The 14045-nt window shown below is 71.7% G+C and carries 10 protein-coding genes; 5 read left to right on the forward strand and 5 right to left on the reverse strand.

What is annotated here, in order from left to right; all coding sequences use genetic code 11:
- Positions 1 to 168 precede the first annotated feature (168 nt).
- Entirely contained in the window at positions 169 to 1992 is a 1824-nt protein-coding gene (locus N6H00_RS20760) for an NHL domain-containing thioredoxin family protein (protein WP_268973302.1), read from the forward strand.
- A 205-nt stretch (positions 1993 to 2197) separates the two neighbouring features.
- On the opposite strand, the gene N6H00_RS20765 is transcribed toward N6H00_RS20760, so the two are convergent.
- The 3 genes from N6H00_RS20765 to N6H00_RS20775 form a co-directional block, all read right to left on the reverse strand.
- Positions 2198 to 2887 (reverse strand): DUF4232 domain-containing protein, encoded by a 690-nt coding sequence (locus N6H00_RS20765; protein ID WP_268973303.1) that lies wholly within the window; start codon positions 2885 to 2887, stop codon positions 2198 to 2200.
- 122 nt (positions 2888 to 3009) lie between these two features.
- Complete coding sequence (locus N6H00_RS20770; protein WP_268973304.1) at positions 3010 to 4995, reverse strand: AfsR/SARP family transcriptional regulator; 1986 nt, start codon at positions 4993 to 4995, stop codon at positions 3010 to 3012.
- A 1-nt stretch (position 4996) separates the two neighbouring features.
- On the reverse strand, positions 4997 to 6289 hold the full coding sequence (locus N6H00_RS20775) for a M18 family aminopeptidase (protein WP_268973305.1): 1293 nt from the start codon (positions 6287 to 6289) through the stop codon (positions 4997 to 4999).
- Positions 6290 to 6472: 183 nt separating this feature from the next.
- Between N6H00_RS20775 and N6H00_RS20780 the strand changes: the two genes are divergently transcribed.
- Together N6H00_RS20780 and N6H00_RS20785 are read left to right on the forward strand one after the other, a co-directional pair.
- Entirely contained in the window at positions 6473 to 7228 is a 756-nt protein-coding gene (locus N6H00_RS20780; RefSeq protein WP_268973306.1) for a TNT domain-containing protein, read from the forward strand.
- 17 nt (positions 7229 to 7245) lie between these two features.
- Complete coding sequence (locus tag N6H00_RS20785; protein ID WP_268973307.1) at positions 7246 to 7614, forward strand: hypothetical protein; 369 nt, start codon at positions 7246 to 7248, stop codon at positions 7612 to 7614.
- A gap of 118 nt (positions 7615 to 7732) precedes the next feature.
- On the opposite strand, the gene N6H00_RS20790 is transcribed toward N6H00_RS20785, so the two are convergent.
- Complete coding sequence (locus N6H00_RS20790) at positions 7733 to 9559, reverse strand: acyl-CoA dehydrogenase (RefSeq protein WP_268973308.1); 1827 nt, start codon at positions 9557 to 9559, stop codon at positions 7733 to 7735.
- 136 nt (positions 9560 to 9695) lie between these two features.
- Between N6H00_RS20790 and N6H00_RS20795 the strand changes: the two genes are divergently transcribed.
- Together N6H00_RS20795 and N6H00_RS20800 are read left to right on the forward strand one after the other, a co-directional pair.
- Positions 9696 to 10193 (forward strand): SseB family protein, encoded by a 498-nt coding sequence (locus N6H00_RS20795; protein ID WP_268973309.1) that lies wholly within the window; start codon positions 9696 to 9698, stop codon positions 10191 to 10193.
- A gap of 108 nt (positions 10194 to 10301) precedes the next feature.
- On the forward strand, positions 10302 to 11273 hold the full coding sequence (locus N6H00_RS20800; RefSeq protein ID WP_268973310.1) for a pirin family protein: 972 nt from the start codon (positions 10302 to 10304) through the stop codon (positions 11271 to 11273).
- A gap of 120 nt (positions 11274 to 11393) precedes the next feature.
- Here N6H00_RS20800 and N6H00_RS20805 read toward each other — a convergent pair whose 3' ends face one another.
- Entirely contained in the window at positions 11394 to 13823 is a 2430-nt protein-coding gene (locus tag N6H00_RS20805) for an SdrD B-like domain-containing protein (RefSeq protein ID WP_268977053.1), read from the reverse strand.
- Between the last annotated feature and the right edge of the window lie 222 nt (positions 13824 to 14045).

A 14045-nucleotide genomic window follows, 5' to 3' on the forward strand; every position in this document is an offset into this window, starting at 1 on the left:
AGTGCTTTCGGGTCTGATCGTAGGCCCGGAACGGCGGCCGACGGCCTCCCGCGATGGTAGTGTGCCGCCCGCTCCGCCCTTATGTCCGGACAGAACCGGGCGCATCGGGCGAAAGCTCTTCAGGGGGCGGGGGGAATGACATGACCGGAACTGATGTTTGATGGGGGTATGGCTCCACGTGCACGCGTCCGCGCCCCCGAGCTGATCGGGCAGGGCGGCTGGCTCAATACCGGCGGTAACGACCTCTCCCTCGCCGATCTGCGAGGGCGCATCGTCATTCTCGACTTCTGGACGTTCTGCTGCGTGAACTGTCTGCACGTCCTGGACGAGCTGCGCGAGCTGGAGGAGAAGCACCGCGACACCGTGGTGATCGTCGGGGTGCACTCGCCGAAGTTCGTCCACGAGGCCGAGCACCAGGCGGTCGTGGACGCCGTCGAGCGCTACGAGGTGCACCACCCGGTCCTCGACGACCCCGAGCTGGCCACCTGGAAGCAGTACGCGGTACGGGCCTGGCCCACCCTGGTCGTCATCGACCCCGAGGGCTATGTGGTCGCCCAGCACGCGGGCGAGGGCCACGCACACGCCCTGGAGACCCTCGTGGGGCAGCTGGAGGCCGAGCACGGCGCCAAGGGCACCCTGCGGCGCGGTGACGGCCCGTACGTGCCCCCGGAGCCGGTCCCCACCGAGCTGCGCTTCCCCGGTAAGGCGCTGCTGCTGCCCGGCGGCACCTTCCTGGTCTCGGACACCACCCGCCACCAGCTGGTGGAGCTCGCGGCGGACGGCGAGCGCGTGGTGCGGCGGATCGGCACGGGTGAGCGCGGCCTTACCGACGGCACGAGCGAGTCGGCCCGCTTCAGCGAGCCCCAGGGGCTCGCCCCGCTTCCCGACGGCACCGTGGCCGTCGCCGACACCGTGAACCACGCGCTGCGCCGCTTCGACCCGGCCACCGGCGAGGTCACCACGCTCGCCGGGACCGGCCGCCAGTGGCGGCAGGGGTCCCCCACCGAGGGGCCCGCCCAGGACGTCGACCTGTCCTCCCCCTGGGACGTGGCCTGGTTCGCCGGCCGGCTGTGGATCGCCATGGCGGGCGTCCACCAGCTGTGGACCTACGACCCCGAGGCCGGGACCGTACGGGCCGCCGCCGGGACCACCAACGAGGGCCTGGTCGACGGCCCCGCCGAGACGGCCTGGTTCGCCCAGCCCTCCGGGCTCGCCGCGACCGCGGACCGGCTGTGGATCGCGGACTCCGAGACGTCCGCGCTGCGCTACGTCGAACGCGCGGCGGACGGTGCCGACGGCTTCGCCGTCCGTACCGTCGTCGGCACCGGGCTCTTCGACTTCGGCCACCGCGACGGCGCCGCCGGTCAGGCGCTGCTCCAGCATCCGCTGGGGGTCACCGCGCTGCCCGACGGCTCGGTGGCGGTCTCGGACACCTACAACCACGCGCTGCGCCGCTTCGACCCGGCCACCGGCGAGGTCACCACGCTCGCCACCGATCTGCGCGAGCCCTCCGACGCGGTCCTGGCCGACGAGGACATCGTCGTGGTGGAGTCCGCCCGGCACCGGCTGACCCGGCTGCGGCTGCCGGAGGAGGCCGTAAGGGTCGAGGCGATGACGCACCGCACCCAGCGGGCCGCGACCGACATCGCCCCGGGGACGCTCCGGCTGGACGTGGTCTTCCAGGCGCCCGCCGGGCAGAAGCTGGACACCCGCTACGGCCCCTCCACCCGGCTGCTGGTGAGTTCCACCCCGCCCGAGCTGCTGGCCGGCGGGGACGGCGCGGGGACGGACCTGAGCCGTGAGCTCGTCCTTACGGAGGGCATGACCGAGGGCGTGCTGCACGTCTCGGCGATGGCCGCCTCCTGTGACGACGACCCGGACAACGAGTACCCGGCCTGCCATGTGCACCAGCAGGACTGGGGCGTCCCGGTGCGGGTCACCGAGGGGGGCGCGGACCGGCTGCCGCTGGTGCTCGCCGGGATGGACGCGTAGGTCCCGACGGTCCCCTCCGCCTGCCGTCCCGCCCGACGCGGAACCACATCCGGCCGGGCGACATGACGAGACGGCCCCCGCCGAAGCGGGGGCCGTCCGGGGCAGGTAGCCGGGGGGAGACGGCTACCTGTCCGGCTGGGTGGCCCGGTGACGAGCGGTCAGCGGAGCGGAAGGGCGGTCGGTCGGTGTGTCCCGGGGCGAGCCGTCACCAGAGCAGCGCGTCCGACGCGTCGCTCTGCCAGTAGCCGATCTCCGCCCCGCCGTCGATCTCCACCGAGTCGCCGGGCAGGTCGACGGTGCGGCGGCTCTCGTCGCCGGGGAGGGCCACGGTCAGCCCGGTGACCAGCCGGGTGCCGCCGGCCGGGGCGTCCGCCGCGGAGGTGGTGGTGAGACCGGCGTAACCGCTCCCGCCGGGGGCCAGGGTGACGACCGTCTGCGGCCGGGTGTCCCCGGCCGCCGGTACGGCCGAGTCCGCGCCGTCGAACCGCACCACGGGGAAGCCGGTGAGCCGGCAGGGCGTCCCGGACTGGTTGGTGATCTCCATCAGCAGGTGGTTGGCCGGCCGGGGCACGGAGATGACGCCCACCGACATGGCGCCCGGGTCGCAGACGCCGGCCTCCTCCTCGACGCCGCCGTCGGCCCGCAGACCGCCCTGGGCCCCGGCGTCGGCGCCGCCGTCCGCCACCGCGCCCGGCCCGGCCTCCTGGGCACCGTCCTCATGGGCGGTGGGGACGGCCGCGGCCATGCTGTCCGCCCGGCCGGCCGTCTTCACGCCCGACGCGTCGGCGGTGCCGCACGCCGCGAGGGTGATGCCCGCGGCGACGACCGTCAGCCCGGCCGCGACCGAGCGCAGGGTGCCGACGCGGTGGGCGAGGCGAGCGGTGGTGAGCGGCATGGCGGTTCTCCCCCCAGCGGGCGTTCGGTCGTCTTCCGGTACGGCTCAAGCCTGTCCGGATCCGCTGCCGTTCGGCTGGTGTACGGCTGCCGCCCGCTAACGCACCGCTAACGCACCGCTGTTCACCCCTGGTCGGGCCCCTGCGGCGGGTCGCCGGACGGCAGGCGGGACGCCTCGCCGGGGCCGTCGCCGCGTCCGCTCCCGTCGCCCTGGGCGAAGAGTTTCACCAGGTCGCTCATGACGTAGCGGTTGGTGGCCTCCTCGTCCAGCAGATGCATCTCCGCCAGCCGGTCCAGGGAGTCCTGGATCAGCTCGGGGTCCGCCCCCGACAGGGCGGCCGCCTCGGCGGTGTTGACCTCCCGCGCGAAACCGGCGCCCAGGGCCCGCAGCAGCTCCGCGTCGTCCGCCGAGAGCCGGGCCACGGAGTTGCGCAGCGCGGCGGCCACCCCGGTGTCCTCCGCCGACAGCAGGGACAGCCGGCGGCGCTCGTCGCGCAGCGCGGTGGCCAGCCGGGCCAGCCGCCAGCGGGGCCGGGCCACCAGCTGGGCGGAGGCGGCGCGCAGCGCCAGCGGCAGCCCGTCGCACAGGGCCACCAGCTCCCGTGCGGCCTCCGGGTCCTCGGCGACCCGGGCGGGCCCCAGCAGCGTGCCCAGCAGGCCCACCCCGTCCTCGGGGCCGAGGGCGTGCAGCCGTACCGGGCGGGCGGCGTCGGTGGCGATCAGCCCGTCCAGCCGGCTGCGGCTGGTGACCAGCGTGGCGCAGTGGGGTCCGCCGGGCAGCAGCGGGCGCACCTGGGCGGAGCTGCCCGCGTTGTCCAGCACCACCAGCAGCCGGCGGGGCGCGGTCAGCGAGCGGTACAGCGCGGACGCGGCCTCGGGTGAGGTGGGGATCTGCTCGGCCGGGGTGCCCAGGGCGAGCAGGAACTCACGCAGCACGGCGGCGGGCAGCGCCGCCTCACCGCCGCTGAAGCCGCGCAGGTCGGCGAAGAGCCGTCCGTCGGGGAAGGCGGCGGCGTGGGCATGGCCCCAGTGGACCGCAAGGCCCGTCTTGCCGACCCCGGCGGGCCCGGTGAGCAGCGCGATCCCGCCTTCCTGGGGGTAGCCGCCGGAGCCGCCCCGGTCCGCTTCGGCGGCGCCCAGGGTCAGCCGGGACAGCTCGGCCAGCTCCGCGCTCCGGCCGTGGAAGCCCGCCGGGGGCCGGGGGAGCAGCTCGGGTACGGGCGCGGGGGCCGAGGCGGCCGCGGGCACGGACAGCGGCTGCGACGGCGTGGCGGGCACCTGCTGCCCGCCCGGCCGGCCCGCGGGGCCCGGCTGCCCGGCGGGCTCCGCGCCGCCGTGCTGCGGCCCGTCCGCCGTAGGGGCCGCCCGCAGGATCTCCTGGTAGGCGGCGCTGAGCCGCTGGCCCGGATCGACCCCCAGGTCGTCGTCGAGCAGCTGCCGGGTGCGGTGGAACCAGGCGATGGCGTCGGACTGCCGCCCGGAGCGGTAGAGCGCCAGCATCAGGGCGGCGATCAGCCCTTCGCGCAGCGGGTTGGCGACGGCGGCGGGGTGCAGGGCGCGCACCGCCTCCTCGTGCCGGCCCAGCGCCCCGTAGGCCCGTGCCAGGGCCTCCACGGCGCTCAGCCGCCGCTCCTCCAGGGCGTGCGCGGCCGCCGCGAACGGCGGGCTGGCCACGGTCCCGGTGAGCGCCGGGCCGCGCCACAGGCCGAGCGCCTGGTTCAGCAGCTGGACGGCCTCGCCGGGCGCGGACTCCGGGCTGGCCTGGGCGGTCAGCTGGTCGAAGCGCTGGGTGTCGATCAGCGCCTCGGGTACCCGCAGCAGATAGGCGGAGCTGTGGGTGGCCAGCTCCACGCCGTGGTCCTCGGCGCCACCCTCGGCCAGGACGGCGCGCAGCCGCGAGACATGGCCCTGGATGACGGTCCGGGCGTGGGCGGGCGGCTCGTCCTCCCACAGGCTGGAGATCAACTGCTCCACGGACACCGTCGCGTTGGGCCGCAGCAGCAGCATCGCGAGCACGCTGCGCCGTTTGGCGGGCCCCAGCGCGAGCTCGACGGGGGCCGTCGGCGGCCCCGCCATGACGGTCACCGGGCCCAGCAGGGAGAAGTCCAACTCAGCCCTCCAGAAACGCGTGCAGTGCCTTGGCCAGCAGCCGGGGGTCCTGTGCGCCGCACAGTTCCCGGGCCGAGTGCATGGACAGGATCGCGATGCCGATGTCGACGGTGGCGATGCCGTGCCGGGCGGCGGTGATCGGTCCGATCGTGGTGCCGCACGGCATGGAGTTGTGGGAGACGAAGCTCTGCCAGGGCACCCCGGCGCGCTCGCAGGCGGCGGCGAAGACGGCCCGCCCGGCGCCGTCCGTGGCGTACCGCTGGTTGACGTTGACCTTGAGGATCGGCCCGCCGTTGGGCCGGGGGTGGTGGCCCGGCTCATGGCGCTCGGCGTAGTTGGGGTGGACCGCGTGGCCGGTGTCGGAGGACAGGCAGACGGTGCCCGCGAAGGCGCGCGCCCGGTCCTCGTACGTACCGCCGCGGGCGAAGACCGAGCGCTCCAGCACCGTGCCGAGCAGCGGGCCGTCGGCGCCGGTGTCGGACTGGCTGCCGTTCTCCTCGTGGTCGAACGCGGCCAGCACGGGGATGTACGGCAGCTCGCCGCGGGCGGCGGCGGCGATCAGCGCGGCCGTACCGGCGTGCACGGACACCAGGTTGTCCATCCGGGGCCCGGCGACCAGCTCACGGTCCCGGCCGAGGTAGGCGGGCGGCTCGACGCTGTGCGTCATCAGGTCCCAGCCGGTGATCTCCTCGGCCGCGACGCCGGTCTCCTCGGCGACGAAGCGGATCAGGTCGCCCTCCTCGGCGCTGCCGAGCCCCCAGATGGGCGTCATATGGCGCTGCTTGTCGAGCTTGAGTCCCTCGGTGTTGACCGATCTGTCCAGATGGACCGCTAGTTGGGGGACTCTCAGCAAGGGACGGTCGACGGTGACCAGATGGTGCGAGCCGTCCCGGAGGCTGATCCGGCCGGAGAGCCCGAGGTCGCGGTCGAGCCAGGTGTTGAGCAGCGCCCCGCCGTAGATCTCGACGGCGATCTGCCGCCAGCCGTGCGCACCGGTGTCGGGGATCGGCTTGACCCGCAGATTGGGAGAGTCGGTGTGGGCGCCGACGATCCGGTACGGAGTGGCCGGGCTCGTCCCCTCCGGTACGTACCAGGCGATGATCGCGCCACCCCGCAGCACGAACTTCCCGCCGGCCTCGCCGTCCCAGGGCGCGGTCTCCTCGACCCGCCGGAACCCGGCCTTCTCCAGCCGCTCCGCGGCGCTCGCCACCGCGTGGTACGGCGAGGGGCTGGCGCGGAGGAAGGACATCAGGTCGTCGGTGTGGCCGCGGTCGATGCCGGGGTGTGCGCTCATGTACTCAGCATAGATTCGTACCGGGCCGGCTCGCCCTCGTGTGGGGAGTGGCATCCATCCGTGGGGCCACGTTGATCCAATCTGATGAAAGGTCGTCAGCTAAGGCGAGAAATCGGGAGAAACGGTCGATATTCCCCGTGACCGAGCAACGCGGCACTGAGCCGCAACTCGAGGGGATACCGGATGCGCGTTCTTCGACACCTGCTTGTCGTCCTGGGGTCGCTGCTGCTGCTGTGCGGCGGCGGGCCGGCCGTGGCGCAGCCCGTCACGGAGCTCGCCGCGGGGCTCGCCCCCGTGGCCGCCCCGGAGCCGACGGCCCCGCCCGCGCCCGCTCCGCGTCCGGAGAGCGGCGCGGACGGTGAGGGCAAGGGTCATCCTCCCTGTCCCATGACGGACCGCGTCGGGGGGACCAGCACCGCACCCAATCCTCCGCTCGAGCGCTACTACCAGGGCGACTGGCGGCTCGGCCCCGCACAGCTCCCCCGCCGTGGCGCGATCGGCCGGATGCTCGAAGGCTACGAACGGCTCGACCACTTCTCCTCCGCCTCCGCGTTCCTCGACTGTTACTGGAACGAGCAGACGAACGGCTGGTGGTTCCCGTACCCGGACGGCTGGGTGCTGCTCAACGGAGCGCCCCTGCACACCACGATCAGTCTGAAGGCCGGTCAGAAGGTCGATCTCTTCGGAAGCGGCTTCGGTCATTTCCTCGCCCCGGCGGGCACGCCCTACGAGGAGCGCGCGCTGCCACCCAGCAACCTCAACACCCTCGATCCGGCGTATCCCAACGGCTACCACCTCTACGAGGTCACCCGGCCCTTCCTGGTCGAGGCCGGTCCGATCCGGCCGTGGTTCGGCCAACCCGGCGGCGGGCTCCAGTATCTGACCGGCCCTTCGATCCCCCAGCTGGTCGCGGCCGGTAATCTGCGCCCGCTCAACTGAGGGCGGATGCTGGACCGGTGGACAGAGCGGAACTCGCCCGGACCCTCCGCGCCGAGCAGGTGCCGGACGCGCTGTACGACCTCCCGGGGGTGCGGGACATCCCGGTCCAGCCGGACGCGTACTACTTCCTGCGGCCCGCCCCGGGCGGCGGCTGGGAGACCGGGCTGCGGGAGCGCTCCCAGGACCGGGACATCAGCCGGTTCGCCACGGAGGACGAGGCGTGCCGGGACCTGCTGGCCAAGCTGAGGGCCCGCCCGCGCCCGCCGGAGGGCGGGGGCGAGACGGTCGAGGAGATCCTGGCCCGGGGCGAGGAGCTGCGGCGGTGGGCCCGGGAGGAGGTCGAACGGGCCCTGCGGGAGCGGCCGCCCGGTGCGGAGGAGCGGTGACGGCGGGCCGGACGGACCAGGGGGCCGGCCGCCCCGCTGGAGGATGGGACGGCCGGCCCCCTGGCCGGATGAGGGAGGAGCCTCGGGGCCCGCGGAGCCCGCGGAATCCTTGGAACCCTTAGAACGCAGACTCGTCGAGGTCCATCAGCCCCTTGTCGACCGACTCGGCCAGCGAGCGCTGCACCGAGACGCCCGGCAGCACCTCCTGAGCGAAGAACTTCGCGGCGGCGATCTTGCCCGCGTAGAAGGACCGGTCCTTCGCGGAGGCGGTGCCCAGCTTCTCGGCGGCGACGGCCGCGCCCTTGAGGAGCAGATAGCCGATGATCACATCGCCGGAGGCCAGCAGCAGCCGGGTGGAGTTGAGGCCGACCTTGTAGATCGAGCTGATGTCCTGCTCGGTGGCGGCCAGATCGGTGAGCATCGCGCCGACGATCGCCTCCAGGTCCACCGCGGCACGGGCCAGCTGGTCGCGGGCGGCCGCCAGCTCCTCGCCCCCGGCGGCCTCGGCCAGGAACTTCTTGATCTCCTCGGAGACCACGGTGAGCGCCTGGCCCTGGTCCCGGACGATCTTGCGGAAGAAGAAGTCCTGACCCTGGATGGCGGTGGTGCCCTCGTAGAGCGTGTCGATCTTGGCGTCCCGGATGTACTGCTCCAGCGGGTACTCCTGGAGGTAGCCGGAGCCGCCGATGGTCTGGAGGGACTGCGCCAGCTGCTCGTACGCCTTCTCCGAGCCGTAGCCCTTGACGATCGGCAGCAGCAGGTCGTTGAGGCGGCTCGCGGCGGAGGCGTCCTCGCCCGCGGCCTCCTTGACCATGACCTCGTCCTGGACGGAGGCGGTGTAGAGGACCAGGGCGCGCAGGCCCTCCGCGTACGCCTTCTGCGTCATCAGCGAGCGGCGCACATCCGGGTGGTGGGTGATGGTGACGCGCGGGGCGGTCTTGTCGGTGAAGGTCGCCAGGTCCGGGCCCTGCACCCGCTCCTTGGCGTACTCCAGCGCGTTGAGGTAGCCGGTGGAGAGGGTGGCCATGGCCTTGGTGCCGACCATCATCCGGGCGAACTCGATGATCTTGAACATCTGGCGGATGCCGTCGTGCTTCTCGCCCAGCAGCCAGCCCTTGGCCGGACGGTCGGCGCCGAAGGTCAGCTCGCAGGTGTTGGAGACCCGCAGACCCATCTTGTGCTCGACGTTGGTGGCGTACACGCCGTTGCGCGCCCCCAGCTCACCGGTCTCCCAGTCGAAGTCGTACTTGGGGACGATGAAGAGCGACAGCCCCTTGGTGCCGGGCCCCGCGCCCTCGGGCCGGGCCAGCACGAAGTGGATGATGTTGTCGGAGAGGTCGTGCTCACCGGAGGTGATGAACCGCTTCACCCCCTCGATGTGCCAGCTGCCGTCCTCCTGCCGGACCGCCTTGGTGCGGCCCGCGCCGACGTCGGAACCCGCGTCCGGCTCGGTCAGCACCATGGTGGAGCCCCACTGCTTGTCCACCATCAGCTGGGCGATCTTCAGCTGCTCCTCGGTGCCCTCGTCGTGCAGCACGCCCGCGAAGGACGGACCGGAGGCGTACATCCAGATCGGGGTGTTGGCGCCGAGGATCGTCTCGGCCGCGCCCCACAGCAGCGAGCGCGGGCAGACCGTGCCGCCGAGCTCCTCCGGAACGCCGAGCCGCCACCACTCGGCCTCCATGTAGGCCCGGTAGCTCTTCTTGAAGGACTCCGGGAGCGGCGCGGTGTGGGTGCTGGGGTCGAAGACGGGCGGGTTGCGGTCGGAGTCGGCGTAGCTCTCGGCCAGCTCGTGCTCGGAGAGCCGGGATATCTCGGCGAGCACGCTCTTGGCGGTGTCGACGTCCATCTCCGCGAACGGGCCGGTGCCGTACACCGTGTCGCGCCCGAGCACCTCGAAGAGGTTGAACTCGATGTCGCGGAGATTCGACTTGTAGTGCCCCATGGCGACGGCTCCGTAAGGATCGGGAGGCGGGACCTCTGCGTTGACGCGTATCGGATCAGCTGTCGCCATGATGCTACCCGTGGGTAATAAAGGGCAACCCTCAACCGGGCAACTGTGACTCAGTACGCTTCTGTGCATGTACGGCTACGACCAGAACGCGAGCGCAGGGCAGGGTTACGCCGCCCCGCCGCCTCCGCCGCAACAGCCGCCGCATGCGTCACATCACACGCAGGCGGGTGCGGCCTACGGCCAGCAGCCGCTCTACCCGGAACCCTCGCCGCCGTCGCTCGCCGACGCGGTGCGCGCCTTCACCACCGGCTCGATGTCGGCCGAGGACTTCCAGCAGATCTTCGCCGGCTCGAAGGTCTACTGCCCGCGCGGTGACAACCCCGGCTTCCTGGCGCTGCACAACACCCAGCAGCCGGTGATCCCCATGTTCACCTCGCTCAAGGAGCTGCGGCGGTACGCGGGCAAGGAGTCCAAGTACTTCGTGATCACCGGTGCCGAGGTGATCGACCTGCTGCCCAGCGGCTACGGCTTCGTCCTCGACATGGAGGGTGAGCACCGCATCGTCTTCGACGCGAAGGCGGTGGAGCAGATGGTGGACTTCGCCATGCGCCGCATGTACGGGTAGATCGGCACAGGTCGGCATAGGTCCGGGTGCTCGGGCGGAAATAAAGGCCCTCTTGCAGGTCGTTCACCATTCAATTAAGTTGAACGGTGAACGACCTAGGAGGCCGTCATGCCCGCAGTGACCGTAGAGAACCCGCTGACCCTGCCGCGCGTCGCGGCACCCGCCGAGGCACGACAGCGCCCCGTGCTCTCCGTCACCACCGCTCCCGGCGGCCTCGAGGGCGAGGGCTTCCCGGTGCGCCGGGCCTTCGCCGGAATCGACTACCGGCACCTGGACCCGTTCATCATGATGGACCAGATGGGCGAGGTGGAGTACGCACCGGGCGAGCCCAAGGGCACCCCCTGGCACCCCCACCGCGGCTTCGAGACCGTGACCTACCTGATCGACGGCACCTTCGTGCACCAGGACTCGCACGGCGGCGGCGGCACGATCAACGACGGCGACACCCAGTGGATGACCGCCGGCTCCGGGCTGCTGCACATAGAGGCCCCGCCGGAGTCCCTCGTCATGTCCGGCGGCCTCTTCCACGGGCTCCAGCTGTGGGTGAACCTGCCGCGTGAGCACAAGATGATGCCGCCGCGCTACCAGGACATCGGCGGTGCCAAGGTCAAGCTGCTCACCTCCGCCGACGGCGGGGCGCTGCTCCGCGTCATCGCCGGTGAGCTGGACGGTCACCAGGGTCCCGGCATCACGCACACGCCGATCACGATGATCCACGCGACGCTGGCGCCGGGCGCGGAGATCACGCTGCCGTGGCGGGAGGACTTCAACGGCCTGGCGTACGTGCTGGCGGGTCGCGGTGCGGTCGGTGCCGAGCGCCGGCCGATCCACCTCGGCCAGACCGCCGTCTTCGGCGCCGGCTCCTCGCTCACCGTCCGTGCGGACGAGAAGCAGGACGCGCACACGCCGGACCTGGAGGTCGTCCTCCTCGGCGGACAGCCCATCCGTGAGCCCATGGCCCACTACGGCCCGTTCGTCATGAACACCAAGGCAGAGCTCCAGCAGGCGTTCGAGGACTTCCAGAAGGGGCTGCTGGGCACGATCCCCACGGTGCACGGGATGTCCGAGGGCGGAATGTAAGGCTCGCCGGGACCATATCTCGCCGGGACCATATACGGATGAGCCCCGTCCGGATACGGACGGGGCTCATCCACGCCTGCGGGCGGGCAGGACCACCCGTCTTTCAGCGTTGTCCCGGCGTTACCCGGCGCGACGCTTCCGGGTCACGAACGCGAATGCCGCGCCCGCGCCGACCAGCAGGGCACTGAGGGCCGTGATCTTCAGCAGGCCGGTACCCGTGTTGGCCAGCGCACCGCCGCCTCCGCCGTCACCGCCGCCACCGCCGGTCTGGGGGCCCGGCTTGTTGGGCTGCTCAGACGCGGGCGGCTCCTGGGCCGGCGGCGTGGACGACGACGGCGGCGGAGTGGTCGGAGGGGTGGTCGGCGGTGTCTCCTGGGGGATGTAGACGCCGGCGTCGATCGTGTGGTCGACCTCTCCCGGCTTGTCCGGCGCCGTGACAGGTGCCTGCCCGTCGCACAGCCGCCCGGTCCTGGGCGGGGTCACATTGGAGTCATGGGCCCGGTTGTCACCGGCCCTCGGGAGCGTGAACCGCAGCTCGGTGGCCTCCGGCTGTTCCGGCACGTTGCTGGTGTCCGCCGTGCACACGTCGAACTCCACCGTGTACTTCGCACCCGGCTCGAGCTCGTAGGCGGCGCCTACCCCACCGAAGTAGTACTCGCCGGCGGCGTCGGTCGTGGTCGTGGCGACCTGCTTGCCGCTGGCGTCCAGCAGGTTGACCGTCGCGTCCGGCAGCGGCACCTCGTCGGGACCCTCGGGATCCTGGATCCCATTGTGGTCGCCGTCGAACCACACCCGGTTGCCGATCTGGATCGGCGCGTTCGCCGCCTCGTACGCGATGTCGCCGAGCCCGCCGGCCTTACCGAACCCGCTCTGTGCCTGACTGACGAACTGGTAGGCGTTGGTGGCCGGAGCGTTGCCCGGACCCTGACCGGTCGTGACGTCGTAGTAACCGGTCCCGGAGGTCGCGACGTTGACGGTCGGGTCGAATTCCGTGCTGGCGACCCACTGCTGCTGCGGAATGTAGGCCACCGACCCCAGCGCGGTCTCCGCGTGGACTCCGTTGCCGAAGAAGTCGCCCGGGAAGTACTCGACGACACTTGCGTCCTCGCCGCCATCGGTGGCGGGGGTGGCGTGGTTCGGGCAGTTTCCGGTGCCTTCCCACTCGTATTCACCGGTGGGAGTGGCACAGGCCATGTTGATGTCGCCGCCGGCCATGCCGTTTTCCGGGTCGTTGTTGTCCGGCCTCGGGTCCAGCCCACCCCAGCTCACGACGTCCATGAACCTGTCGCGGAAACCGAGGATCATCGAACCGTCGCGGGTGAAGGCGAGGGAGGCGAGCTCCGGCTGCGGATCGATGAAGACGTTGCCCACCTTCCGTTCGTCCCAGGTGGCCAGGCTGGTGTTCCACGGGTTCCAGTGGGTGGTCCGGTCGACGTCGTTGGAACCGAAGACGGAGCCGCGCTTCGCGGTGAGCGGCTGGGTCAGCACCGTGTCGAACCGCTCGCCGTCGTAGGTGGAGACGACGGCTTTCAGGTCCTCGCGCTTCTGTGTACTCTCCGCGTTGCACACGCCGCCGACGTAGAGCTTGTTGTCGTGGACCTGAAGACCGAACGGCCGCCAGTCGCCGGAGCTCGCGCAGCCCGGGTCGGGGATGCGCACCGTCGCCTTGGGCGCGGACGCGGTGGCCCCGGTCGCGTCGAAACTGACCAGCGAGCGGGTCCGCAAGTTCACCGCGTAGAGCGTCGAGCCGTCCTCGGACAGGGCCAGGCCGCCGATGCTCTCCTTGCCCGGCACATCGGTGAACCCGGCGTCCTTTTTCATGTTGGCCGCGTCGTGCGGCGTCACCGCGGCGTCCGGCACCTTCGCGAACAGGGTCGGCGTCCCACCGTCGGTCGGCGTGGTGTAGATCGCGTCACCGCCGTCCGGCCCGTACGGGGTGTACCGCCGGGCGAACGCGCCCTGGAACAGCCGCTTCCGGTACTTGTCGTAGGCCAGCGCGAACGTCGTGCCCACCTGGTCCCGCGTATTGAGCGTGGTCGGGCACGCCTCCTGGTCAGGGCACGTACCTCGGTTGCCCGTCCCGAACGCCACCAGCGCCCGGGTGTCCTGCCCGTCGGCGGTGTTCTGGATCGGCACGAAATACCGCGAGTCCGGCAGCGCGTAATCGGCCGGATTCCAGACCCCGGTAATGACCGAGTCGTCCTTGCCATCCGACACGTTCACGAACGTCGTGAAGCTATCGAAATGGTTTTCCGCCGTCGAGGCCGGCGCCGCCTGGAGATACTTGTCGTACGGCGCCGGGATGGTGACGTCGACGCGGTACTGGCCGCCGGTCAGTGCGGTCGACTGTGAGACCACCACCTTTCCGGCGGCGTCCGTGGTGCCGGTGACCCGATGGCCGGCAGGGTCGGTTACCGCGACCTTCATGCCCCGCTGGGGAACATCCATGGTCGTGTTGATCACGCCGGTGCCGAAGAAATCCCGCAGCACCTGAACTGTCAGGGTTCCATCGCCCGTCGAAGCGGTGGCCGTCCCGGCCGTCGCGCCCATGGCGCTGCCCACCACCAGGAAACCGCATAGGCCCGCTCGTGCCAGCGGGCCCGTATGCTTCCCGGCTGTCCGGCGTAATCTTCTGCACACTCTTCTCACAGCCATAACGCTCCCCTCGTCATGTGAACCGAACACCCGCTCGACAGTCGCGCATCCGCTTCCCGGCCGCGGGTGACACTCCGGCCATGAAAAAGCGCCCACCGCTGTTTCGGTGGGCCTGGT

This window comes from Streptomyces sp. S465 (assembly GCF_026898115.1).
GTDB lineage: Bacteria > Actinomycetota > Actinomycetes > Streptomycetales > Streptomycetaceae > Streptomyces > Streptomyces luomodiensis.

What these genes read in the sequence shown, in the direction of transcription:
- N6H00_RS20760 (WP_268973302.1), top strand. Translation starts at nt 169, where the DNA reads ATGGCTCCACGTGCACGCGTCCGCGCCCCCGAGCTGATCGGGCAGGGC.
- N6H00_RS20765 (WP_268973303.1), bottom strand. Translation starts at nt 2,887, where the DNA reads ATGCCGCTCACCACCGCTCGCCTCGCCCACCGCGTCGGCACCCTGCGC.
- N6H00_RS20775 (WP_268973305.1), bottom strand. Translation starts at nt 6,289, where the DNA reads ATGAGCGCACACCCCGGCATCGACCGCGGCCACACCGACGACCTGATG.
- N6H00_RS20780 (WP_268973306.1), top strand. Translation starts at nt 6,473, where the DNA reads ATGCGCGTTCTTCGACACCTGCTTGTCGTCCTGGGGTCGCTGCTGCTG.
- N6H00_RS20790 (WP_268973308.1), bottom strand. Translation starts at nt 9,559, where the DNA reads ATGGGGCACTACAAGTCGAATCTCCGCGACATCGAGTTCAACCTCTTC.
- N6H00_RS20795 (WP_268973309.1), top strand. Translation starts at nt 9,696, where the DNA reads ATGTACGGCTACGACCAGAACGCGAGCGCAGGGCAGGGTTACGCCGCC.
- N6H00_RS20800 (WP_268973310.1), top strand. Translation starts at nt 10,302, where the DNA reads ATGCCCGCAGTGACCGTAGAGAACCCGCTGACCCTGCCGCGCGTCGCG.
- N6H00_RS20805 (WP_268977053.1), bottom strand. Translation starts at nt 13,823, where the DNA reads ATGGGCGCGACGGCCGGGACGGCCACCGCTTCGACGGGCGATGGAACC.